This window comes from Achromobacter sp., assembly GCF_057314935.1.
This window is the reverse complement of the sequence record NZ_DBHKZA010000036.1, coordinates 1-23,900: the sequence shown is the minus strand read 5'-3', so window position 1 is coordinate 23,900 and position 23,900 is coordinate 1. Positions and strand designations below refer to the sequence as shown.

Annotated in this window: 21 protein-coding genes and 1 pseudogene; 9 read left to right on the top strand and 13 right to left on the bottom strand. The window is 66.8% G+C overall.

The window, feature by feature from the left end:
* Positions 1-363 (top strand): peptide deformylase (locus ACO6D5_RS15105; RefSeq protein ID WP_485825825.1); only part of this gene is annotated, 363 nt, incomplete at its 5' end.
* Here the strand turns inward: ACO6D5_RS15105 and ACO6D5_RS15100 are convergent.
* Positions 360-2,666, bottom strand: coding sequence for an acyl-CoA dehydrogenase (locus ACO6D5_RS15100; RefSeq protein ID WP_485825824.1), 2,307 nt, complete (start codon positions 2,664-2,666; stop codon positions 360-362). The two genes, ACO6D5_RS15105 and ACO6D5_RS15100, sit on opposite strands and share 4 nt — an antisense overlap.
* A 147-nt stretch (positions 2,667-2,813) precedes the next feature.
* Between ACO6D5_RS15100 and ACO6D5_RS15095 the strand changes: the two genes are divergently transcribed.
* A complete protein-coding gene (locus ACO6D5_RS15095) occupies positions 2,814-4,043 on the top strand; it encodes a nucleoside recognition domain-containing protein (RefSeq protein WP_485825823.1) in 1,230 nt (409 codons plus the stop codon).
* A gap of 36 nt (positions 4,044-4,079) precedes the next feature.
* Here the strand turns inward: ACO6D5_RS15095 and pyk are convergent, their stop codons facing one another.
* Positions 4,080-5,522, bottom strand: coding sequence for a pyruvate kinase (gene pyk / locus ACO6D5_RS15090; RefSeq protein ID WP_485825822.1), 1,443 nt, complete (start codon positions 5,520-5,522; stop codon positions 4,080-4,082).
* Positions 5,523-5,626: 104 nt separating this feature from the next.
* On the opposite strand from pyk, the gene ACO6D5_RS15085 reads away from it, so the two are divergent.
* Positions 5,627-6,769 carry a glycerate kinase gene (locus ACO6D5_RS15085; RefSeq protein ID WP_485825845.1) on the top strand — a complete coding sequence of 381 codons (1,143 nt, stop codon included), beginning with the start codon at positions 5,627-5,629 and terminating at the stop codon, positions 6,767-6,769.
* A 168-nt stretch (positions 6,770-6,937) separates the two neighbouring features.
* Here the strand turns inward: ACO6D5_RS15085 and rsmA are convergent, their stop codons facing one another.
* Genes rsmA through ACO6D5_RS15070 form a run of 3 tightly spaced genes read right to left on the bottom strand, consistent with a single transcriptional unit; the run spans position 6,938 to position 11,727 of the window.
* Entirely contained in the window at positions 6,938-7,729 is a 792-nt protein-coding gene (gene rsmA, locus ACO6D5_RS15080; RefSeq protein ID WP_315845698.1) for a 16S rRNA (adenine(1518)-N(6)/adenine(1519)-N(6))-dimethyltransferase RsmA, read from the bottom strand.
* A gap of 18 nt (positions 7,730-7,747) precedes the next feature.
* Positions 7,748-9,325, bottom strand: coding sequence for a peptidylprolyl isomerase (locus tag ACO6D5_RS15075; protein ID WP_315845699.1), 1,578 nt, complete (start codon positions 9,323-9,325; stop codon positions 7,748-7,750).
* Complete coding sequence (locus tag ACO6D5_RS15070; protein ID WP_485825821.1) at positions 9,322-11,727, bottom strand: LPS-assembly protein LptD; 2,406 nt, start codon at positions 11,725-11,727, stop codon at positions 9,322-9,324. Before ACO6D5_RS15070 ends, ACO6D5_RS15075 begins: the two co-directional genes overlap by 4 nt.
* Positions 11,728-11,897: 170 nt before the next feature.
* Here ACO6D5_RS15070 and ACO6D5_RS15065 point away from each other — a divergent pair, with 170 nt between their 5' ends.
* From ACO6D5_RS15065 to ACO6D5_RS15040, 6 genes are all read left to right on the top strand, one after another.
* Positions 11,898-12,938: an aminoglycoside phosphotransferase family protein gene (locus ACO6D5_RS15065; protein WP_485825820.1), complete on the top strand. Its 1,041-nt coding sequence runs from the start codon at positions 11,898-11,900 to the stop codon at positions 12,936-12,938.
* Complete coding sequence (gene murU / locus ACO6D5_RS15060; protein WP_485825819.1) at positions 12,938-13,624, top strand: N-acetylmuramate alpha-1-phosphate uridylyltransferase MurU; 687 nt, start codon at positions 12,938-12,940, stop codon at positions 13,622-13,624. The genes ACO6D5_RS15065 and murU overlap by 1 nt, the downstream gene beginning before the upstream one ends.
* 146 nt (positions 13,625-13,770) lie before the next feature.
* Positions 13,771-14,469, top strand: coding sequence for a DUF6776 family protein (locus ACO6D5_RS15055; protein ID WP_088587669.1), 699 nt, complete (start codon positions 13,771-13,773; stop codon positions 14,467-14,469).
* A gap of 126 nt (positions 14,470-14,595) precedes the next feature.
* Positions 14,596-16,221, top strand: a complete 1,626-nt coding sequence (locus ACO6D5_RS15050) for an FAD-dependent monooxygenase (protein WP_485825818.1) — start codon at positions 14,596-14,598, stop codon at positions 16,219-16,221.
* On the top strand, positions 16,218-16,445 hold the full coding sequence (locus ACO6D5_RS15045) for a hypothetical protein (protein WP_315844761.1): 228 nt from the start codon (positions 16,218-16,220) through the stop codon (positions 16,443-16,445). Before ACO6D5_RS15050 ends, ACO6D5_RS15045 begins: the two co-directional genes overlap by 4 nt.
* Complete coding sequence (locus ACO6D5_RS15040) at positions 16,442-16,915, top strand: MarR family winged helix-turn-helix transcriptional regulator (protein WP_485825817.1); 474 nt, start codon at positions 16,442-16,444, stop codon at positions 16,913-16,915. Before ACO6D5_RS15045 ends, ACO6D5_RS15040 begins: the two co-directional genes overlap by 4 nt.
* Here ACO6D5_RS15040 and ACO6D5_RS15035 read toward each other — a convergent pair.
* The 8 genes and pseudogenes from ACO6D5_RS15035 to ACO6D5_RS15000 all read right to left on the bottom strand — a co-directional run.
* A complete protein-coding gene (locus tag ACO6D5_RS15035) occupies positions 16,912-17,238 on the bottom strand; it encodes a 4a-hydroxytetrahydrobiopterin dehydratase (RefSeq protein WP_315844763.1) in 327 nt (108 codons plus the stop codon). The two genes, ACO6D5_RS15040 and ACO6D5_RS15035, sit on opposite strands and share 4 nt — an antisense overlap.
* Positions 17,239-17,246: 8 nt before the next feature.
* Positions 17,247-17,894, bottom strand: a complete 648-nt coding sequence (locus tag ACO6D5_RS15030; RefSeq protein WP_485825816.1) for a YiaD family glycine zipper/OmpA-like lipoprotein — start codon at positions 17,892-17,894, stop codon at positions 17,247-17,249.
* A gap of 136 nt (positions 17,895-18,030) precedes the next feature.
* Positions 18,031-18,696, bottom strand: coding sequence for an HAD family hydrolase (locus ACO6D5_RS15025; protein WP_485825815.1), 666 nt, complete (start codon positions 18,694-18,696; stop codon positions 18,031-18,033).
* Between the two features lie 101 nt (positions 18,697-18,797).
* Complete coding sequence (locus tag ACO6D5_RS15020; RefSeq protein ID WP_485825814.1) at positions 18,798-21,242, bottom strand: TonB-dependent siderophore receptor; 2,445 nt, start codon at positions 21,240-21,242, stop codon at positions 18,798-18,800.
* Positions 21,243-21,354: 112 nt separating this feature from the next.
* Positions 21,355-22,356, bottom strand: coding sequence for a FecR domain-containing protein (locus ACO6D5_RS15015; RefSeq protein ID WP_485825813.1), 1,002 nt, complete (start codon positions 22,354-22,356; stop codon positions 21,355-21,357).
* Positions 22,343-22,858 carry a sigma-70 family RNA polymerase sigma factor gene (locus tag ACO6D5_RS15010; RefSeq protein WP_485825812.1) on the bottom strand — a complete coding sequence of 172 codons (516 nt, stop codon included), beginning with the start codon at positions 22,856-22,858 and terminating at the stop codon, positions 22,343-22,345. The genes ACO6D5_RS15015 and ACO6D5_RS15010 overlap by 14 nt, the downstream gene beginning before the upstream one ends.
* 84 nt (positions 22,859-22,942) lie before the next feature.
* Positions 22,943-23,626 (bottom strand): ligase-associated DNA damage response endonuclease PdeM, encoded by a 684-nt coding sequence (pdeM, locus tag ACO6D5_RS15005; RefSeq protein ID WP_485825811.1) that lies wholly within the window; start codon positions 23,624-23,626, stop codon positions 22,943-22,945.
* Positions 23,610-23,900, bottom strand: a pseudogene (locus tag ACO6D5_RS15000) (DNA ligase-associated DEXH box helicase); the annotation flags it as partial. The gene pdeM and the pseudogene ACO6D5_RS15000, both read right to left, overlap by 17 nt.

The following is a 23,900-nucleotide window of genomic DNA, read 5'->3' as shown; positions in this document are numbered from 1 at the left end:
CTGGTGATCTTCGGCTTCGACCGCAACGAACGCTACCCCGATGCGCCCCCGGTGCCGCAAACCATCCTGTGCAATCCCGTCATCACGCCCTTGTCGGACGAGATGGAAGACGGCTGGGAAGGCTGCCTGTCGGTGCCCGGGCTGCGCGGGCAGGTGCCGCGCTATCGCCACATCCGCTACAGCGGGCGCGACCCCTACGGCCAGTTGATCGAGCGTGAAGCCGAAGGCTTTCACGCCCGCGTGGTGCAGCATGAATGCGACCACCTGATCGGCCGCCTGTATCCGTCGCGCATCCAGGATTTCTCGAAGTTCGGCTTCACCGAAATCCTGTTTCCGGGCATGGACCCGAACGCCGACGACTAACCGCCCGGGTTCGGATGCGCCGCAGCAGGCGCATCTGCTGCGGTTGCCGCCTGCGGCGACAAGTCTTCCGGCGCGAAATCATCCACCTGCAAGACCTGCGACACCAGGGCCTCCGCCGCTTCCAGCTGCGCGGCCTGCGTGTCGGTGATCGCGCCGCGCTGATGCGCTTCGCGCCAGTCGCGCACGCCGGATTGCCGCAGGCGGTCGCGGATTGGCTGCACGGCATCCACCAGCGCGAACGCGCGAGTCAGCTCGCCCAACGGGTCGCCGCCCGCCCGGCCACCTCCCAGCAGCACGCCCGTCGCCGGGGGATTGCCCGGTTCCCGCTGCAGGTCGGCCGCCAGCCGCACATGCGTGGGAGACGGTTTCAAGAGCAGTTCGGCGCACTCGCGCGTCAAGGCGTCGCTCGGCCCCCTGGCCAGGCGCAGCGGCAGGATGGCCGCGCGCAGGCCCCAAGCCAGCACCCGCCCCGGCAGGTTGCGCAGCACCTGATCCAGGCTTTTCTCGATGCTGGCGTAGCCTTGTTCCATGCACCAATGCACCAGCGGCAGGTCGTCGTGCTTGCGCCCTTCGTCCTCCCAGCGCTTGAGCACCGCCGACAGCAGATACAGCTCGGACAGGACGTCGCCCAACCGCGCCGAGATCATTTCGCGCCGCTTCAGCCCGCCGCCCAGTTGCGCCAGGGTGGCGTCCGCCAGCAGCGCGAAGCCAGACGAATAGCGCCCCAGCCGCCGGTAGTGGCCGGCCGTCGGCCCCGACACCGGCGACGGCGCCAGCACCGCGCCCGTCCAGGCGCGGCCGATGGCGCGCAACGTGTTCTTGCCGGCATGGCGCAGGTGTCGCCAGAACACGTCGTGGAAGACCTCGATGCCGCGTTCTTCGTCCGGGTTGGCCAGCGCCAGCATCTCCGGCATCAGATAGGGGTGGGCGCGGATGGCGCCCTGGCCGAAGATGATCAGGTTACGCGTCAGGATGTTGGCGCCTTCGACCGTGATGGCGATGGGCACCGCGCGGTACAGCCCGCCCAGGTAATTGCTGGGCCCGTCGATGACGGCGCGGCCGGCGTGCACGTCCATCGCGGCATTGACCGAGCCGCGCATGCGCTCGGTCGCGTGGTATTTCATGATGCCCGACACCACCGCCGGCTTCACGTCCTGGTTCAACGCGGCGCAGGTCAGGCGCCGGGCGGCTTCCACCATATAGGCATTGCCCGCCAGCTGGGCCAGTTGTTCCTGCACGCCTTCGAACTTGCCGACGGGGATGCCGAATTGTTCGCGCACCCGCGCATACATGCCCGTCGTGTGCGCGCACATGACCGCCGCGGCCGCCGACAGCGACGGCAGCGAGATGCCGCGCCCCGCCGCCAGCGCGCTCATCAGCATCTTCCAGCCCTGGCCCGCGCGGGCCTCGCCGCCGATCAGCGCGTCCAGCGGCACGAACACGTCGCGGCCCTTGTTGGGGCCGTTCTGGAACACCTGCATCGCGGGCAGGTGGCGCCGCCCGATCTCGACGCCCGGCGCCTCGGTGGGCACGAGCGCCACCGAAATGCCGATGTCCTTGGCGCCGCCCAGGATGCCGTCGGGGTCGGACATCTTGAAGGCCAGGCCCAGCACCGTGGCGACCGGCCCCAGCGTGATATAGCGCTTGTGCCAGTTGAGCCGGATACCGATCAGTTCACGGCCGTCCACCACCTGCCGGCAGACGACACCGGTGTCCACCATGGATGCGGCATCCGAGCCCGCCTCGGGGCTTGTCAGGCCGAAGCACGGCACTTCGCGGCCGTCGGCCAGGCGGGGCAGCCAGTAGTCGCGCTGCGCGGGCGTGCCGAACTGCATCAGCAATTCGCCCGGGCCCAGCGAATTCGGCACCATGACGGTCACGCCCGCCGTCACGGAGTACGCCGAGATCCGCCGCACGACTTCGGAATGCGCATAGGGCGAAAAGCCCAGCCCGCCATAGCGCCGCGGAATGATCATGCCGAAGAAGCGCTGCGCCTTCAGGAACGCCCAGACTTCCGGCGGCAGGTCGCGCCGGCGCCAGGTGATGTCCCATTCGTCCAGCATGGCGCACAACTGGGCCACCGGGCCGTCGATGAAGGCCTGCTCTTCGCGGGTCAGCGTGGCGGCGGGCACGTCCAGCAGCTTGCGCCAATCGGGGTTGCCCGTGAACAGGTCAGCATCCCACCAGGTGTCTCCGGCCTCGATGGCCTCGCGCTCGGTCGCGGACATGGGCGGCAGGGCGCCGCGCGCCCAGCGATACGCAGGTTCCGAAATGCGGCGCCGGCGCCAGGCATTGAAATCCATGAGTGTCCCTCACTGTTATGGCCCTAGGGCGTATCAGGCCAAAGTACCAGAATTGGCGGCGGGCGGCCAAGCCGGGGCGTGCCGACTCTGCGACAATGGGCGTCGCCGCGCTGGTGCGCAATCAACCGCTATCCGGGCACATTCCGCATGCTGAACAAACTCTGGCTGGGCTTTTTCCTGACTGCCGCAGCCGCCGCCCTCTACCGCTGGCTGGCCGTCGGCGACCCCGATGTCTTCCGGCTGATGGTGGCCAGCCTGTTCGACATGGCGCGCGTCTCCGTGGAAGTCATGGTGCTGCTGTTCGGCACGCTGACGTTGTGGCTGGGGTTCCTGCGCATCGCCGAAGGCGCCGGGATGGTGGAAAAACTGGCCCGGCTGCTGGGGCCGCTGTTCGCGCGCCTGATGCCGGAGGTGCCCCGCAACCACCCCGCCATCGGCCTGATCACGCTGAACTTCGCCGCCAACGGCCTGGGGCTGGACAATGCGGCCACGCCGATCGGCCTGCGCGCCATGCGGGAACTGCAATCGCTGAACCCCACGCCGGAAACCGCCAGCAACGCGCAGATCCTGTTCCTGGTGCTGAACGCCTCGTCGCTGACCCTGCTGCCCGTCACGCTCTTCATGTTCCGCGCGCAACAGGGCGCGACCGATCCGACGCTGGTGTTCCTGCCCATCCTGCTGGCCACCAGCGCCTCCACGCTGGCCGGTTTCCTGGCGGTCGCCGCCTGCCAGCGGCTGCGCCTGACGGACCCGGTCGTGATGTTGTGGCTGGGTGGAGCGGCGCTGATCATGGGCGGCTTCATGGCGCTCCTGGCCAGCATGTCGGCCGCTGCCATCGCCACGCTGTCGTCGCTGCTGGGCAACCTGACGCTGTTCGGCATCCTGCTGGCATTCCTGATCGCGGGCGCCTGGAAGAAGGTGCCCGTCTACGAGGCCTTCATCGAGGGCGCCAAGGAAGGCTTCGACATCGCCAAGAGCCTGCTGCCCTACCTGGTGGCGATGCTGTGCGCCGTAGGCGTGCTGCGGGCCTCGGGCGCATTGGATTTCCTGCTGGACGGCATCCGGTGGCTGGCGCAATACGCGGGCTGGGACACGCGTTTCGTCGACGCCCTGCCCACCGCGCTGGTCAAGCCGTTCTCGGGCAGCGCGGCGCGCGCCATGATGCTGGAAACCATGACGCACCACGGCGTGGACAGCTTCCCCGCCCTGCTGGCTGCGGTGGTGCAAGGCAGCACCGAGACCACCTTCTACGTGCTGGCGGTGTATTTCGGATCGGTGGGGATACTGCGTGCGCGCCACGCGGTGGGCTGCGCGCTGATTGCCGACCTGGCCGGCGTGCTGGCCGCGATCGGCGTGTGCTACTGGTTCTTCGGCTGAGCGCCGCGGCGGGGCGCCTGCCCCGCGTGCGCCGCCTTAGTCCACCAGCAGGATCTTCATGCCGTTGGTGCCGCCGCTGTCGCGGTAGAAGTCGCCCTTGGTCAGGATGACCCAATCGCCCGTCTTCACCAGGTTGCGCTTGCGCAATTCGTCGATGGCGGCGTTGCTGAGGTCCGCCGGTTCGTAGTCCGACGGCGAGAACGGCACGGTATAGACGCCGCGGAACATCGCCACGCGATTCTGCGTCAGGCTATGCGGGCTGTAGCAGTAGATCGGCACGCCGGACCGGATGCGCGACATGATCAAGGGCGTGTGCCCGCTTTCCGTCAGCGCGATGACCGCCTTCACGCCAGGGAAGTGGTTGGCCGCATACATGGCCGCCAGCGCGATGGTCTCGTCGCAGCGGGTGAAAGTCTCGCCCACGCGGTGATGCGATTTCGTGGTGGTCGGGTGCTTTTCGGCGCCCAGGCACACGCGCGCCATCGCCTGCACGGCCTCCACCGGATACTGGCCCGATGCGCTTTCGGCCGACAGCATGACGGCGTCCGTGTAGTCCAGCACCGCATTGGCCACGTCCGACACTTCGGCGCGCGTGGGCATGGGGCTGGAGATCATCGACTCCATCATCTGCGTGGCCGTGATCACGACCTTGTTCAGCGTGCGCGCGTGCTGAATGATGCGCTTCTGGATGCCCACCAGTTCGGCATCGCCCACTTCCACGCCCAGGTCGCCGCGCGCCACCATCACGCCGTCGCTGGCGCGGATCAGGGCGTCCAGCGCTTCGTCGTCGGCCACCGCTTCGGCGCGCTCGATCTTCGCGATGATCCAGGCCTGGCTGCCGGCTTCGGCCAGCAAGGTGCGGGCTTCGTCGATATCGCTGCCGTAGCGCGGGAACGACACGGCCACATAGTCCAGTTCCATTTCCGCGGCAAGCTTGATGTCGACACGGTCCTTGTCGGTCAGGCTGGGCGCGGACAAGCCGCCGCCGCGGCGGTTGATGCCCTTGTTGTTCGACAGCGGGCCGCCCACGGTGACGGTCGTGTGGACCTCGTCGCCTTCCACGCGGTCCACTACCAGCACGACGCGGCCGTCATCGAGCAGCAGCTCGTCGCCAACGCGGCAGTCGGTCACGAGTTCGGGGTAATCGATGCCCACGATGCTGGCGTTGCCGGCCTCCTTGGGATGCACGCGCGACAGGGTGAACGGTTGGCCCACCTGCAATTGCACCAGCTTGTCCGTGAAGCGCGCGATGCGGATCTTGGGGCCCTGCAGGTCGCCCATGATGGCGACGAAGCGCCCTTGCCTGGCGGCGATCTCGCGCACCAGCCGGGCGCGCTCGCGATGGTCGTCCGCGCTGCCGTGCGAGAAGTTCAGGCGGGCCACATCCAGGCCTGCGCGGATCAATGCATCAATGCGTTCGGGCGACGAAGTCGAAGGGCCCAGGGTGGCGACAATTTTGGTGCGGCGCAATACAGGCATGACGGTCCACTCTCGCGAAAACAACGAAAGCGTTATGGTACGCCGCCTGCGTCCGCACGGGTATCATGGTCATCACACCACCCTACAACCAGCCCAATCAAACCGTGAAAATCGTCATCGCTCCCGACTCTTTCAAAGAAAGCGTTTCCGCGCCCGATGCGGCGGCGGCCATTGCGCGCGGCGTCAAAGCCGCCAGCCCCGGCGCTCACACGATATGCGTGCCGATGGCCGACGGCGGCGAAGGCACGGTCGAAGCCGTGCTGGCCGCCACGGGCGGCAAAGAGCGGCAGCTGACCGTCAACGATGCGCTGGGCCATAAGGTCGACGCCGTCTGGGGCTTGCTGGAAGACGGCACCGCCGTCATCGAAATGGCGGCCGCAGCCGGCCTGGAACTGATTGCCCCGTCCAAGCGCGACCCGATGCGCGCCAGCAGCCACGGCGTGGGCGAACTGATGCTGGCCGCCATCAACGCGGGCGCCACGCGCATCATCCTGGGACTGGGCGGCTCGGCCACCAACGACGCCGGCGCCGGCATGCTGACGGCGTTGGGCGTGCGCTTCATGGATGCGGAAGGCCACAGCCTGCCGCCCGGCGGCGGATCGCTGGGCAAGCTGGCCCGCATCGACACGCGCGGGTTGGACCCGCGCTTGGCCGGCATCCGCATCGACATCGCCTCGGACGTCGACAACCCGCTGTGCGGTCCGCAAGGCGCCTCGCATATCTTCGGGCCGCAAAAAGGCGCCACGCCGGAACAGGTGCTGGCGCTGGATCAGATGCTGACGAATTTCGCCGATGTCTGCGCGCAGCACCTGGGCGCAGACCACCGCAATGAACCCGGCGCCGGCGCCGCCGGCGGCCTGGGATTCGCCGCCAAGGCGTTCCTGCAAGCGCACTTCCGGCCCGGCGTCGAGATCGTGGCGGAACTGGGCGGACTGGCGCAGGCCATTGAAGGCGCCACGCTGGTGTTCACCGGCGAAGGCCGCATGGACGCGCAGACGCTGCGCGGCAAGACGCCGGCAGGCGTGGCCCGGATCGCGCAGCAGGCAGGCGTGCCGGTCGTCGCGCTGGCGGGCTCGCTGGGCGACGGCTATGAAGCGCTGCACGCCTGCGGCATCAGCGCGGCATTCAGCCTCGCTCCCGGCCCCATCACGCTGCAACAGGCGCTGACCGATGCGGAAAAGCTGCTTGCCGATCGCGCACGCGACGTGATGCTGCTTTGGATGGCGGCGCAAAAGCGCATGTTGTGATGCGCGGGTGGCCTTGTTGACACGGGGCGTTGACCTTTGTGCGAGGTTATCGCTCGGGGCGCTTCAATCTTTGGACGGTGCCCGGACCGCGCCACCCATCCTGCGATTCACGTTCCGCCTCAATGAAAAAGCCCGCATCGCGCGGGCTTTTTCATTGGGGATCACGGCTCAAGCTGACTGCAGAATGCCCGCTTCCACCAGCGCATCCGACAAGCGGATGTAGCGGTCCACCGAGATGTCTTCCGCGCGCGCCGTGGGAGCGATGTCCAGGGCTTCCCAGGGCACCTGCGGCGCCCAGTCGGCCAGCACGCGGCGCAGCATCTTGCGGCGCTGCGAGAACGCGCGTGCCACCACCGTTTCAAAAGCCCGCGGGCTGACCGGACGCAAGCGGTCCGCAGGCAGCGGCACCATGCGCACGATGGCCGACACCACCTTGGGCGGCGGGTCGAAAGCTTCCGGCGGCACGTCGAACAGCTTGTGCATCCGGTAGCGCGATTGCAGCATCACGGACAAGCGGCTGAAATCGCCCGAGCCGGGCTGCGCCACCATGCGGTCGATCACCTCGCGCTGCAGCATGAAATGCTGGTCGCGGATGTGGTCGGCCCACGTCATCAGATGGAACAGCAACGGGCTGGAGATGTTGTAGGGCAGATTGCCCACGACACGCAGCGCGTTGCCGAACTGCGAAAAGTCCACCGTCAGCGCGTCGGCTTCGACCACCGTCAGGCGGTTTGCCTCGAACTGCTTGCGCAGGCGGGCGGCCAGATCGCGGTCGATCTCGACCGCGGTCAGGTGATCCAACCGCTCGAGCAGCGGCCGGGTAAGCGCAGACAAACCCGGGCCGATCTCGACCACGGCATCGTCGCGGGCGGGAGCAACCGCCCGGACGATGGACTCGACGACGCTTTCGTCGGTCAGGAAGTTCTGGCCAAAGCGCTTGCGCGCCTGGTGTTGAGACATGAAAAGCCCGTAATGCGTTTAGCGGTTGTTCTGCTGGATCTTCTGCTGCTTTTCAAGACGGTTGTCGACGTACGCTTGCGCGCGCAACTGGTCGAGCCAATCTTCGAAAGCAGGCTGGGCACGGCGTTCGAACAGGATCTGGCGCGCCTTCATGCGGGCCAGCTCGTCGGTAACGTCGTGTTGGCGGCGCTCTTCAACCTGGATCAAGTGCCAACCGAAAGGCGACTGGATCGGGGGGCTGATTTCGCCCGGCTTCAACGCGTTCATGGCGGCTTCGAACGGCGGCACGGTTTCACCCGGGTTCAACCATCCCAGTTCGCCGCCTTGCGGCGCGGTCGAGTCCTGCGAATATTGGCGCGCCATGTCTTCGAACTTCGCATCGCCGGCCACCAGGCGCTGACGCACTTGTTCCAGGCGCTGGCGTGCGGTTTCGTCGCTCATGACGGTGGAAGTCTTGATCAGGATGTGGCGCGCGCGGGTCTGCATGACTTCCGTCGGGCCTTGCGGCGCGGCAGGGGCCTGCGGGCGCGCCGCAGGCTGCGGGGCCTGTGCGGGCGCCGGGGCACGCGCGGTGCGGCCGGGCGCCGGTTGCGCCGTGCCGCGGTCCATCACCTTGATGATGTGGAAACCGTTGCCGCTCTGGATCAGGTTCGTCACCTCGCCCTTCTGCAGATTGCCGATGGCCTTGACGAACAGGTCAGGCCAACCGTCCAACGGACGCACGCCCATGACGCCGCCTTGCAAGGCTTCGGGGCCGTCCGAGGCCGCCGCAGCCAGGCTGGCGAAATCATCGCCGCGCTTGGCGCGCGCCAGGATGCCTTCAGCCTTCTTGCGCAACGCGGCAAGCTGTTCGGACGACGAGCCTTCCGGCACGCGAACGAGGATCTGCGCCAACGCGTAGAGCATCGGGCCGGTGGGCGCCGCAGCCTGCTCGGGCGCGGGTTCCGGCTGTGCCTGCGGCTGCGGCTGGGCTTGCGGCGCTGCGCCGAACGCCGGATTGCGGCGCTGGTCCTTCAGGAAGGCATCGACTTCGGTGTCGGAGATGACGATGGTGGAGTCCACCGCGCGCTGGCGCAGTCGATCCGTACGGATCTCGTCGCGCAGCGACTTGCGGTAGGCATCCCACGTCGTGCCCGATTTTTCAATTTCGCCGCGCAGTTGCGCCACGCTGATCTTGTTGCGCCCGGCAATGGTCTGGATCGCCTGATCGATCTGGGCGTCATCCACGCGGATGCCCAGGCGATCGGCTTCATGGCGCTGCACGCGCTCCATGATCAAACGCTGCAGGACCTGATGCTGCAAGGTCTGGTCATCGGGCACCTGGATGCCGCGCGACTTCAGTTCACCGGAAATGCGGAGCGACGCTTCGCGCAATTCGCGCAGCGTGATCACGTCCTTGTCGACCACGGCCGCGATGCCATCGACGAACTGCTCGCCTTTCGCTGCGGGAGCCGCAGCCTGCGGGGCGGCCTTGGCGCCATTGCTTGCGGCCCGGCCCGTCTGCTCGGCCGCATGCGCGGCGGGCAGGCCGGCGCAAAGGGCCAGCAACAGCGCGCTGCCGGACAGGCGGCGCAAAGAGTGCAACCTACGCATCATTCATACCTTTCAAATGTGGTCCCAGCCGGCACGGGCGGTGTAATGCTGGTGTAGCCGGGGATACTTCTGTTCAGCAGGTTCATCGGATCGGTTCCCAGGGAACCCAGACCCGTCAGCTCAAGCTGGAAGAACACTGCGGAGTTGGCGTCCGTAGCCGATACGGCATAGCGCTGGTAGACCACGCGGCCCACCCAGCAGCAATCGCCTTTGTACTCCAGGCCGGCGATAGCCTGCGTGACGCGGGGCGATTCCGTGGTGTTGGCCACCGTGCTGGACGGCCCGGAGCGCAAGGAATAATCGACACGGCCAACACCGTACCAGCGCTTCGTGAAGGGCCATTGCAGCGCCAGGCTGACCTGGTTCTGGCCCTGCGGCTGATACGACACCCCAGTCTGCGGATCGCGCTGATAACGGTACGACACGGCCACCGTCGTCAGACGCTGCGGCGACCAGCGCGCGCTGATCAATCCGCGCGACCACTGGTTGTCATAGGGGTTGTACTGGGCCGCCACGTCGGTGCTGAGCGTGTCGGTCAGCGCGGCGCTGGCGCCCACGAGGAAGTCGGAGCGCACGTTTTCACGCGGCGTCTCGCCAGGAAGCGTGACCTGCTGGTCGGCGAAATACAGTCGCTGCGCCACGGCCAGCGACATCCGTTCGAAGCCGGTGTTGGCATCCAGCCACCGCGTCGTCAGTGCCGCCGTCAGCTGGTTGGCATTGGAAATCCGGTCCCAGCCGCCCGTGTAGATGTTCTCTTCAAAAGCCTGCGAGAAACTGAAATCCGCCAACGACGTATCGTAGACCGGTATCTTGGACTGGTCGCGGTACGGCACGCGCAGGTAGTACAGGCGCGGTTCCAGGGTCTGCGTGGACGCCTTGCCGAACAGCGAGGTGTCGCGTTCGAAGATCAGGCCCGCATCCAGGGACATGATCGGCACCGTGCGCGATTGCGATGCCGGATAGCCGAAAGAGGTGTTCGCGTTGGGCGTGTTCGCATTGCGGTTGAACCAGTCCGTGCCGTACCAATTGGTCTGGTACTGCGTGTAGTTCACGCCTGCCTTCGGGATGACGAACCAGCCCGGCCGCACGATCGGATAGGACACGGTCGGATAGGACTGCAGGCGATCGCCTTCGGGGCCGCTGCGCCTGCCGGCCACAGTAGGAATCTGGAAGCGGACCGCCGTCGACGTCCAGTCCACGTCAAAGCCGCCCCAGTCATAGCGGGCGCCGCGCAGGTAGAGTTCGGGCACCTTGTCGTAAGGCGGCACCAGCGGCGCATCCGGATCTTGCAGCGTCTGGTATTTGTAGACCTGCGCGTACGTGCTCCAGTACGTCGAGGCCCAGCCCACCCGCGCGCGCTGCGGCAGGTAGGTCGTGGAGGCCTGGTTCAGGCCCAGCTGCGAAATGTCGCGGAAATAGTTGTCGTCCGAAACCTTGGCGATGTCCCAGTCCGCATAGAAACCATGCGAGAACTGCTGCTGATGACGCCACCAGTACATCCAGCGGTCTTCGCTGGTGACGTTGTCGTTAGGCAGATAGGTACCGTCCAGGGTCCCCGCATATCCCGCCCCCATGTAACGGAATTCACCACCCAGCTGCATGCCGCGCTTGGAGAAGTAGCGGGGCTGGATCGTGGCGTCGTAATTGGGCGCCAGGTTCAGGTAATACGGCAGCGAGAAATCGAAACCGCCCTGGCTGGTCGTGCCGTAGGTCGGCATCAGGAAGCCCGACTTGCGTTCCTTCTTGACCGGAAAGGTCATGTAGGGGGACGCCAGGATCGGCACATCCTTGAAATACAGCACGCCATTGCGCGCCACGCCTTCGTTCTCGTCGAAGTCGATGTCGACCGTGTTGGCCTTGATGTACCAGGACGGCGTCTCGCACGAGCAGCCGCTGTACGTGACGGTATGCAGCCGCATCTGCGACTTGCTGAAGATGTCCGCGTGCTCGGCCACGGCGAAACCGCCGGTAGCGCCCATCCAGAAGTTGGGCTTTTCGACTTCGCCGGAATATTTGTCGACGTTGAACTTGGCGTTCGGACCGGTCACCAGCGTGCCATCGCGCATCATGCGCGCGCTGCCCTGCACGTCGACTTCGCCCGTATCCTTGCGGTAATTGATGCGGTCGCCCTTGATGATGCCGTCGATGCGGCGCACTTGCGCGCTGCCGGTCAGGGTCAGGTCGGAATCAGGATCGCCCTCGATGCTGTCCGCTTCCATGTAGGCGGGGATGCTGCCGTCGGGCAGGCGATGCACCCGCAAACCGGGGGACGTGCGCAGCACGGGGGCCGCGGGCGACGCGGTAGCGGATGATGCGGCGGAAGCCGGACCCTGGCTACCTTGGGCCTGAACAGCCCCGGCGGCGACGCTGACAGCAGAGAGGATCAACCACCGAACCTTGCGCACGAGTGAAAACAGCCCTTTTTTTGACGATGGGAGAACCTGACACCGGCGCCACTGAAGGGCCAATGCGAACGGAAACGAGCCGGTATTATAGAGAAGCCGCGCCATACGCCCAGCCTTATGTGCGCCGAACGTAAATTTCAGCAATATTGCCTTTCTGACACGGATCTTCCTTGAAAAACGATCACGACCCCCGCCTGGCGCAGATCCGCAACTGGCTGGAAAGCCTGTCCGCCGACCTGGATCTGGCCGTGGGCACGCTGCGCCCGGCCTCCGCGGACGCCAGTTTCCGGCGGTATTTCAGGCTGGACGCCGGCGAGCGCCCCCTGATTGTCATGGACGCGCCCCCGGCCCATGAAGACTGCCGCCCCTTCCTGCACGTGGGGCAATTGCTGGCCGACGCCGGCTTGAACGTGCCCAAGGTGCTGGCGCAGGACCTGGGCCTGGGCTTGCTGCTGCTGTCCGACCTGGGCGAACAGACGTATTACCAGCGCATCCAGGCCGGCCTGTCCGACAGCCAGCTCCAGACACTCTATCGCGACGCGCTGGCGGCCCTGGTCCAGCTGCAGAAGGCATCCACCGCCGGGCTGGCCTCTTATGACTCGGCCCGCCTGGCCGACGAGCTCAAGCTGTTCCCCGAGTGGTACGTGCAGAAGCACCATGGCGTGACGCTGGACGACAAGACCGCGAACTCCCTGGAAAAGATCTTCGCGCTGCTGTCGGCCAGCAATGGCGGTCAGGCGCAAGTGCTGGTGCACCGCGATTTCCATTCGCCCAACCTGATGGTCTGCGATCAGCCGCAATACGGCCCCAACCCCGGCATCATCGACTTCCAGGACGCCCTGGCCGGCCCCATCACCTATGACCTCGCGTCCCTGGTGACCGACGCCCGCACTACGTGGGAAGAGCCGCAGCAGCTGGACTGGGCCATTCGCTACTGGGAAATGGCGCGCGCCGCCGGGTTGCCGGTAGAAGCCGATTTCGCCGATTTCCACCGTGCCTACGAATGGATGGGCCTGCAGCGCAACCTGCGCATTCTGGGTGTCTTCGCACGCCTGAACCACCGTGATGGCAAGGCGCACTACCTGGCCCACATGCCCCGCGTAAACGGCTACGTGCGCCAGGTCGTCCAGCGTTATGGCGTCTTCACCCCCCTGCTGCGCCTGCTGGACAAGCTGGACGACCGCCAAGTCAGTGTCGGGTACACGTTCTGATGCAGGCGATGATTCTTGCCGCGGGCCGCGGCGAACGCATGCGCCCGCTGACCGACACGCTGCCCAAGCCCCTGCTGGCGGTCGGCGGCAAGCCGCTGATCGTCTGGCACCTGGAGCGCCTGGCCGCGGCCGGCATCCGCGACGTCGTCATCAACCACGCCTGGCTCGGCCACGAGATCGAGCGCGCATTGGGAGACGGCGGCGCCTTCGGGGTGCGGATCCGCTATTCGGCGGAAGGCACCGCGCTGGAAACGGCCGGCGGCATCGCCCAGGCGCTGCCGTTGCTGGGCGACGCCCCTTTTCTGGTGATGAACGGGGACGTCTTTTGCGACTGGAACCCCGCAGCCGCCCCTGGCCTGGCCGCCAGCCTGCCCGACGGCGGGGCCTGGCTGCTGATGGTGGACAACCCCGTCCAGCATCCCAACGGCGATTTCCGGCTGGCGCCCGACGGCATCCTGCATGCCCAGGGGGAACCTCGTTTGACCTACGCAGGCATCGCCGTCTACCATCCCTCGTTGTTCTCGGAAGTCCCGCGCGGCGCGGCAATGCCCATGCTGCCCCTTTTTCGGCAGGCCATGGCCCAAGGCCTTGCTCGCGGCGCACACCATACCGGCCGATGGACTGATGTCGGCACCCCTGAACGGCTTGCCGACCTGGACGCCGAGCTCCACGCGGCGGCGCGTTGATGCTCACATATTTCACAATATCAAGGTGCGCAACCAGGATTTTCCGCGCACCCATCGCCCCCGGGTAACGGGGTATTCTCTGACGCTTTGGCACGCGCGGGCACCGCGCGGACGAGCAACACACAGGAAGTTTTCTAGGAATGGGGATGTTTGGAAGATCGCAACGGGCCGTGTTCAAGCCCTCCGTATACCAACCCGGTCAACGCACGCGACGCCTGCCGCGCTGGCTCGTCCTGCTTCTTGTGGGGATTGCCCTGGGTGCGGGCGGCGTGCTCTTCCTGCAAACCAACTACGGTCCGCAACGGCTGACGGTGGAGCAGTCCGAGTCACTGCATAGCGAACTGAGCGCCTCCAACCTGGAACGTCAGCGCCTGCAGACGCAACTGGACGAAGCCACCCAGCAGCGCGACGCCAACAAGTCCGGCCACGAGAAACTGACGTCCGATCTGGCCGATGCGCGCAGCAAGATCGAAACCATGAACAAGGAACTGGTCCTGTTCCAGGACGCCATGCCGCCCGATCCTCGCGGCGGCAACCTGGGCATCCGCTCGGCGACGTTCAAGCGCGCCCCCGGCCAGCTGGACTACCAGGTGCTGGTCATGCGCGAAGAGCGCACGGGCGCGCCCTTCAAGGGCACGCTCACGTTCTCCATCGATGGCAGCTACCCCAACGGGCGCGCCGCCACCGTCACGCCGGAAGGCCCGGCGCTGAATGTCGACCGCTACGACTACGCCCTGGGCCAGTTGAAGCTGCCCGACGGCTTCACCCCCAAGGTGGTGGTGCTGCGCGTAATGGACGGCGGCCAGAAGCAGCAGGCGATGCGCATCTATTACGTGCGCAACTGACGCCGGCGACGTCGTCCCGCAAGACCCGCCCTGATCCGGCGGGTTTTTTTTCGCCCCGCATAAATAGTTGCGCACACAACCTTTTCAGGAATATAGTTGCGCACACAACTATTAATCGGAGACAAGATGCCGCTCCCCTCGCATGTTCCCGTCCTGATCGCCGGCGGAGGCCCCGTCGGACTCACGCTGGCCGCCCTGCTGGCCGAATACGGCATCGCCTCGCTGACGGTGGAGGCCGACGACGATTACTGCTCCGGCAGCCGCGCCATCTGCATATCCCGCCGGTCCCAGGAAATCCTGAGCTGGACCGGGGCCGACCAGCCCTTGACCGCGACCGGCCTGCCCTGGACCGGCGGGCGCAGCTACTTCCGCGACCGGGAAGTCCTGCACTTTGAAATGCCGCACGACCCGCTGCAGCGCTATGCGCCGATGGTCAACATCCAGCAGTATTCGATCGAGGAATACGCCCATCAGGCCATGCGGCGCCACCCCGGATTGGCTGCGCTGCAATGGTCGGCCCGGGTGGCCGGATTGCACACGGATGCGGACGGCGTCTCGGTTGAGGTCGATGCCGGTGGCCAACGCCAGACCGTGCGCGCAGACTGGCTCGTCGCCTGCGACGGCGGACGCAGCACCGTGCGCGAGGCGATGGGCCTGAAACTGGAAGGCATGCAGTACGAAGGCCGCTACGTCATCGTCGACATCGAACAGGCCTCCAACCGACCCGTCGAGCGCCTGGCCTGGTTCGATCCGCCCTCCAACCCCGGTTCAACGCTGCTGATGCATCGCCAGCCGGGCAACGTGTGGCGCGTGGACTACCAGATCCGCGACGACGAAGACCCTGACGAAGCCGTCAAGCCCGAGAACGTGCTGCCGCGTGTGCAAAGCCATCTGGACATGATCGGCGAGACCGCCCCCTGGAAGCCGCTGTGGATTTCCATCTACAACGCCAAGTGCCTGACGCTGGACCAGTACCGCCATGGCCGCGTGCTGTTCGCCGGCGACGCCGGCCACCTGGTGCCGATCTTCGGCGTGCGAGGCCTGAATTCCGGCCTGGACGACGCCGGCAACCTGGCCTGGAAACTTGCCTGGGTGCTCAAGGGCCAGGCGCCCGGCAGCCTGTTGGACAGCTACAGCGTCGAACGCGTCCACGCCACCCGGCAGAATCTGGCCTACGGCGCCAAGAGCACCGAATTCATGGCGCCGCCGGATTTCGGTTTCCGCCTGATGCGCGAGGCCGCCTTGCGGCTGGCCTTGGCGGACGACACGGTGCGGCCGTTGATCAACCCGCGCCAATCCACACCCATTTCCTACGACACCTCGCCCCTGAACCTGGCGGACGGCGCCCGCGAGGCCGGCCCCGCCGCCGCGCCCGGCCAGCCCGCGCCCGACGCGTTATTGCAGGACGGCGATGCGCCCCGCTATCTGAGCGAGCGCTTCGGCAACGGCTTCGTGGCGCTGGCGGTTTCGCCCGCCGCGCCCCTGTCGGCGGAGCTGGATGCACTGGTGGCCGCGACACAAGGCTCGCCGCATCCCCTGCAAGTCGTGCGCGTGGGCGCAGGCGGCTGGCACGACGCGCATGGCCAATTGCGGCAACGCTATGGCGCGGCGGACGGCCTGGTCTACCTGCTGCGCCCCGACGGCTATGTGCTGGGCCGCTGGAATGCTCCCGACACCGCGAGCCTGCGCGCCGCCCTTGTTCCCTACTATCCCTCGATCGCCCTGCCTGCAAAGAAGGAAGGCCAAGCATGAACCACGAAGAACTGGACCAGGTCTATACCGGCATGGCGCAGGCGCTGACGCGCGTCGGTGAGCCGAACGCCCCGCTGTTCCTGTCGATACTGGGATTGTCGCTGCTCAGCCGGCAACCGGACGCCGCGTCCGCGCTGGCATTGCTGGCGCAGGCGGAGAGCGCCTGCCGGGGCGATGACGCTGTGGCAAACTATCCCGCCGCCACTCCTGCCCGCCCGACGTGAAACCGCCTGCCCTGGAACGATTCCTGACTTATCGCCTGCACGTGCTCAACAAGATCACGGACCGGGACACGAATCGCGCCTACCTGTCGGACTGCGGAATCCCCTTGGGCGAAGCGCGCTGCCTGGCGGCGATCGGCCGCTACGCGCCACTTTCCGTCAACGACCTGGCCCGGTCGGCCAACCTGAACAAGGGCCAGGCCAGCCGTTCGGCGCAGGCGCTGGTCGAACGCGGGCTCGTTGAAAAAGCCCTGTCCGCCGCCGACGGGCGCGGAGTGGTACTGACGCCGACCGACGCGGGCGTGGCGCAGTACCAGCGCATCATCGCGCTGATCGCACAGCGCAATGAAGAGATCTTCGCTTGCCTGGATGCCGGCGAACAGCGCGTCCTGGGCGACATGCTGGATCGCCTGATCGACCACCTGCAAGCGCGCGAAGACGGCGCGGACGGCGAACCGGGCGAAGGCGCCTAAGCGCCTGCCTTCGGCGCCGTGGCGCCCATCTGCGCGGCAGCCTCGTCCATGAACTGCGCCATGCGCACATCCAGTTCGGTCACGCCGCCCGCGTCATGCGTGGTCAGCGTCACGTCCACCCGGTTGTAGACGTTGGTCCACTCCGGGTGGTGGTTCAGCTTTTCCGCGAACATGGCCACCCGCGCCATGAAGCCGAATGCCGCGTTGAAGTTCGGGAAGCGAAAGCGCTTCTCGATGGCGTCGCGCGTGGCCGCGGCCTGCCAGCCGGACAGCGCGGCCACGGCGATATCGGTGCCGATACGGGCGGGAGGGAACATGCTCATGACAGACCTTATTGCTTGACCGCGTACAGGTAGATTTCCACGCGCCGGTTCAGCGCGCGGCCTTCCGCGGTCGCATTATCGCCGACGGGGTCATTCGGGCCACGACCTTCCACCGCCATGCGCCCGGCGGCCACGCCTTGCTTGGCAAGGTAGTCCGTCACGCTCTTGGCGCGGTTGACCGACAGGGTCTGGTTATGTGCAAGCGCGCCCGTGCTGTCCGTGTGGCCGACCACCTTGGTGCGCAGCTCCGGATGCTGGTTGAGCGAACGCGCCACACTGTCGAGCACCGGCAGCAGCGCCGGCTTCAACTGCGTCTTGTCGGTGTCGAACGACACGCCGCTGGGAATGTTGACCTTCAGGCTGCCATCGGGCATTTCCACGACATCGATCCCCAGGGACGACGCGCCGGACTGCTGCACATCCTCTTTGACGACCTTCCAGTTGTAGCCGACCAGACCGCCCGCCACGGCACCGATGCCGGCGCCGATGGCCGCCCCCTTGCCGTGCCCGATCAAGGCGCCGATACCCGCGCCGACCGCCGCGCCCGCGCCCGTGCCGACCGCGGTGTTCGTCTGCTGTTGCGTGGCGCACCCCGCCAGCAACGCGCCCGCCGCCGCGACCACTGCGATCCGGTTGAATATTGTTCTTGAGCTCATGGCAACCTCCACTATCCCGTCGGTGCGCCGGATCATTCCGGCGTAAACCATGCTAGCAAGGGGCGGCCGCTCGACCGGCAACATTTTGTATTGTCAGGCGCCCCCAAAAGGGGCCGCCGCGGGACAACGCAACCGGTCAGCCGTCGCGGAACCGGGCCAGCCACGGCAGCGCATCATCCAGACTGGGCGATTCGCGCTCCGGCGCCGGCGCCCCGTCGGGCAAGGACAGTCCCACGCGGTTGTGCCAGTACGTGCGCAGGCCCACTTGGCTGGTGCCGAACAGGTCGTAGCCCGAGCCCGCAACAAATGCGGCATCCTCCGGCGGCAGCTGCAAGCGCGCCAAGGCCAACGCGTACGGGCGCGGATCGGGCTTGTAGAAGCCCGCTTCCTCGGACGTCACCACCACGTCCCAGTCCACGCCCAGCAGACTGGCTGCCTGGCGGCCCAGGCGCTCGGAACAGTTGGTAACCACACCCAGGCGGCAATGCGGGCGCAAGGCGTCAAGCAGCGCTCGCGCCCCGTCCCACACGGGCAGCTCCGCCCAATGCGCTTCCAGCGCCTGGGGCGCGCTGGCAGGAAGCCCCACTGCGGCGGCGGCCTCTTGCACCAATTGTTCGTATGGCTGATACGCGCCGCAACCGTAGGTGCGGCGCAGATAGTCGGCGCGCCAGGCGCGGCCCTGGGCCTCGCTGCCCGCCGCGCGATTCCAGACCGTCCAGGAATCGAGCAAGGCGGTCAGCAGGTCGAACAGCACCGCACGCGGGTAGCCGGACGGGACTGGGGTATCGGTGGAATCGGACATGCGGCGCTCCTTGGGTAGCAATGCGGCCACTATAAAGAGCCGGACGCCCGCTGTGATTTAGCGGGCGTTTACCCATCGTTAAGCCCATCCTTAATGCCGCGTTACCAGCGGTAGGTGGCGGTCGCCAGCACCGTACGCAGGTCGCCGTAGCGGCAGTCGCCCTGGCTGCAATTGCTCAGATAGGTCTTATTGGTCAGGTTGCGCACATTCAGCGCCAGGTTCCAGCGTTGAATCTGATAGCCGACCATCGCATCAATCAGGGTGTAGCCCGGCAGCTTTTTCGATGCGGACTCCGCATAGCCCTGGTTGGGTCCGGTGTAGCGCGCGCCCACGCCTACCTTGATGCCCGACTCGAAGCGGTAGTCCGTCCACAGCGCAAACTGGTTGCGCGATACCGCCTGCATCTGTTTGCCGACTTCGCTGGGCGTGCTGCTGGCCGTCACATCGGCTTTGGGGGTGTAGGTGTAGGCCGCCACCACATTCATCTGCGGAACGGGGCGGAAGCCGGCCTCGAACTCCAGGCCGCGCACCTGCACTTCGCCCGTCTGCTTGGGCAGGAAATCCTCGGTATAGGTAATGTAGTTGCGACGCCGCAGGTCGAACGCCGCAACGCTGTAGCGGCTGGTGCCGCCCGGCGGCTCGTAACGCACGCCCACTTCGTACTGCCGGCCCGTCTCCGGCTTCATCGGATTGTTGGTGACGGGATCGATGGTGGCCGTCGGCGAGAACGACTCCGCATAGCTGAAGTACGGCGCGAGACCGCTAGGGTGCAGATACACCAGCCCGCCGCGCCCGCTGAAATTGTGCTCGTCGACCTTGGTCCGCGACCCGTCGATATTGCTGCTGACGTCCGCCGAGGCCCGGTCATAACGGCCGCCCAGGGTGGCGACCCAGTTGCCCCACTTGATCTGGTCTTGCAGATAAAAGCCGGTCTGCGCCAGTCGGGTGGTCCCGTCGAACCAAGGATCGGCGGGGGTCACGGGGCTGCCGTGCACCGGCGAATAGCCATCGATCGGCCCGACCGTGCCATCGTTGTAGGTAGCCTGACCGTTGCGCGAATGCTGGTAGTCCAGCCCGGCCAGGAACGTGTGCTGCCAATCGCCCAGCCTCAGCTTGGCTTGCGCCTGGTTGTCGATCGTAAAGAGCCGCGCGTTCTCGTTGCTGCCGAACGGATAACGGTCCAACAGGCGGAAGTTGGAAGGGTCGCCGGGATTGTCGGCGTCGACCGTCGCAAAACCGCGCACGTAGACCTGCCGGTAGTCCACGCTGGTATAGCCGTAGCGCGCGTTCTGCCGCAACGTCCAGGTGTCGTTGAATCGGTGCTCCAGCATATAGCCGACCATCCACTGTTCCTGGTTGAAGCGGTCAAAACCCGGTTCGCCCACGTAGGTCCTGGGCGAGAACTTGCCGTTCGGGTTGGGCTGCAATGTGCCCGCTTCCGGGAAGCTGCCGTACGAACTGCCATCGCGTACGCGCAGATAGTGCGACAGCAGCGTCAGCGTCGTGTCGCTGGACGGCTTGAGGGTCAACGCCGGCGCGATGTAGAAGCGGTCGTTGGGTAACCCGCTGGCAGGCAGTTCGGCATCGCGCGCCAGGCCCGTGATGCGGTAGAGCACCTTGCCCGCCTCGTCCACCGGCCCGGAAAAATCCGCCGCCACCTGGCGCCGCGCATTGTTGCCGACCTGCACTTCCATCTCGTGCAGCGGTTCCTCGGTGGGCCGCTTGCTGACCACGTTGATCATGCCGCCGGCGCCATTCTGTCCATACAGTACCGACGTCGGCCCGCGCAGCACTTCGATGCGCTCGGCCCCGTAGACCTCGGTCTGCCAGACGGCCCAGCTGTTGTTGTTGCGCAGTTGCAAGCCGTCCAGGTAGTAACCGGGCGTCTGCGCGTCAAAGCCCCGGATGATCGTCCAGTCGAACCGGGAATCCGCTCCCCACGGCGACGTGTTGATGCCCGGCGTGTAGGACAGGCTTTCCTTCAGCCGCGACGCGCCGATCTCCTTGATGAAGTCCGCGGACACCACCGAGATCGATTGCGGCGTCTCGAGGATGGTGCTGTCGGTCTTGGTGCCTGTGGCGCTGCGCTTGGCAAGATAGCCGTCCACCGGCCCCATGGCCGATTCCGACGTGCCCGTCACCGTTACCGCGGGCAGCGTGGTCGCGCCGCGCGCGTCGGCGTCGGACGTCGGTGCAGGCCGCAGGGAATAGGCGCCGCCGGCCCCTCGCAGGATGCGCAACCCCTGCCCGCGCAACAGCTCGGCAAACCCCTCCTGCACACCATAGCTGCCCGCCAGTCCCGCCGACGTCTTGCCCTGGATCAACGCGCCATCCACAGACAACTCCACGCCCGCTTCGCTGGCATAGCGGTTCAGCGTGCGGTCGAGCGGCCCGGCGGGGATGTCGTAGCGGCGCGGGGACTCAGTACTGGCGGCCGGGTTGGGGGCTTGCGCCCGCGCGGCGGATACGGGCAGCAACGGCGCCCCGGCCAGCATCAAGGCCACGGCGACGTGGAGGTTCAGATCAAGGGTGCGGCGGCGTGCCATCGGTCGGTTCCTGGAAGTGCGGAAGAGAAAGGTGCTTTTGACGTCTTCCGAACGAACCTGCGGAATCCTCAACGCGGGGCCAGAATAAATTGCAACAGCTCCGCGCCGCCCCCTACGCGGGGCGCTTGGCGTGCACGGTCACCCAGTACGGCGTACGGTAGTTCACGGCCAACGGCAGTCCCAGCATCAGGTTGCGCAGGGCGCGGTCGGTGTCCAGCACCGAAAACACGCCCGTCACCCGCCAGTCAGCCACGGCGGGATCGCACCGCAGGAAGCCGGCGCGGTAGCGGCCAAGCTCCTCCAGGAAATCCGCCACCCGCATGTTTTCCGCCACCAGCACACCGCGAGACCACGCCGCTGCGCTCTCTCGTGCGGCCACGGGCGGCTCCGCCCGCTGCGCGGAAAAAACCGTCCGCTGACCGCTATTGACGCGGACTACCCCCCTGTCCACCCCGACCGCATCAGCGGGATACACATCGACCGCGCCGTCGAAGACCGCCACCTGGGACAGGTCCGCTTCTTGGCGCACCGTGAAGCGCGTACCCAGCGCCTGCACCATGCCCTGGCGGCTCTGCACGCGGAACGGACGATGCGCGGGCGCCCTATCCGTCGCCGTCGTCACCAGGATCTCGCCCCGCCTGAGGATGACCCGGCGTTCACCGGCGTCGAACCGCACGTCGATCGCCGTGCGGGTATTCAGCACGACGCGGGTGCCGTCAGGCAAGGACACTTCGCGGATCTCGCCGGTGCCGCTGCGGTGGTCCGCCAGCACGGCCTGCCAGTCGCCGGACTCGCGCAGGGCCAGCGCCGCCCCTCCCGCCGCCACGGCCAGGCCCAGGGCCTGCAAGGCCCGGCGGCGCCCGCCGGACGGCGCGTCGAGCAAAGCGCGGCTGGCGCCGGGGCCCGCCGCCTTGCCCAGTTTGACGTCCATGACCTGCAGACGGGACCAGGCACGCTCATGGTCGGGATGCGCCGCCCGCCACTGCGCACAGGCCGCCAGGTCCGCGTCCGATGCGCTGTCCGACCACAGCCGCGCCATCCACTGCGAAGCGCGCCGGACAATCGCGGGGTCGATCTGGCCCGCCGCAACGGGCGCCGCGTCAGCCCGCGTCATCGTAAAGCGCCTGATAGCAGGCCAGCAGCGCGGCGGCCACGTACTTCTCCACCGAGGACACCGACACGTTCAAGCGCTCGGCGATATCGCGGTAGCTCAAGCCGTCCAGCTTGCACAGCAGCAACGCCATGCGCACCTTGGCGGGCAGCTTGTGCAGGATGGTGTCGATTTCGACCAGCGCCTCCAGCACCAGCGCCCGCGCCTCTTCCGAGGGCGCCTGCGCCTCGGGCAGGCAAGCGACGGCGTCCAGATAGGCGGCTTCGATATGGCGGCGGCGGTACAGGTCGATCAGCAGGCCGTTGGCGACTTGGGTCAGATAACGGCGCGACTGCTCCGGTTGTGGCGTCGTACCTGCGGCGATGATCCGCACATAGGTGTCATGCGCCAGGTCGGCGGCGTCAAAGGCGTTGCCCAGCTTCTTGCGTAACCAGCCGCGCAGCCAGCCGTGGTGGTCGCCATAGAGCGTTTCGATGACTTGGGCGGAAGCCCCGGGCGCGGACATGATGGGCAGGCCTGGCGATGGGAAACGAGAGGATCGGGGCCTTGCTGCGCCCAGGAAGAAATGCGAATTATTCTTAATAATAATTTATTCGCGATTCGTTCCGCAAGACGCAAGACGCCCCACCGCCAAGGCGCTGCCCTCCACGCAGGCCACCAGGGCGCTGCCGTCTCCCGCGCCAACGGCTTGCCCGCCCGTGAAATCGGAAAACGCGGGCAACACGGTGATGCCTTCCCGAAGCCAGAACGCCGGCCAGCTGCGGGGCACGCCGGGCACGCGGGTCTTGGGATGCACATGGCCCGCGATGACGTGCTGGCCCTGCGGATCGGCGTACGGCAGATGCCGGAACAGGAAGGGTCCGTCGGCCAATGATTCGCCCAGTTGCCGCAGATTCAGCGCCGCGCCGTCCAACGCGCGGTCATGGTTGCCCGTCAAGGCCGCCACGTCCAGGTCGGCATGCCGCCGGCGCCATTGCGCCCAGGCGTCCCGCCACCCCGCCTGGGCCATCGGGCCATGCAGCACGTCGCCCACGATCCATAGGCTGCGCGCAGCGGCGGAATCGATCAACCGAGTCAGGCGCAGCAGGTCATCCTGCGTCGCGCCCCGCGGCACGGCGATGCCGGCCTGGCGAAAGACATGGCTCTTGCCCAGATGCAGATCCGCGATGATCAAGCGCGACCGCGCCGGCCAGTACAGGGCGCGCGCGCCCAGCAGCACCATCGGCTCGTTCGCCAGCTTGATGGCCAGCGCGTCGTCACCCGATGCGGGCATAGCGCTTCTCCAATTCCGCGGCGGCGCGCTTGACGCGGGCCTGCCAGGTTTCCGTGCTGAGCTGGCCGCGCAAGCTTTCCGTCCATAGCGGAAAGGACAATGGCGTCAGCGCGCGCGGCGTGCGCAGGTCCAGCGACCGGGCTGCGCAGTCCTGCAACGCAGCCTGCAACCGCGGCGCCTCCAACTGGAATTCCAGGACTTCTCTTTCGGCTTGCGCCAACAGCAGATGGTCCGGATCGTAGCGGCGCAACACGTCGTACAGCAGGCCGCTGGA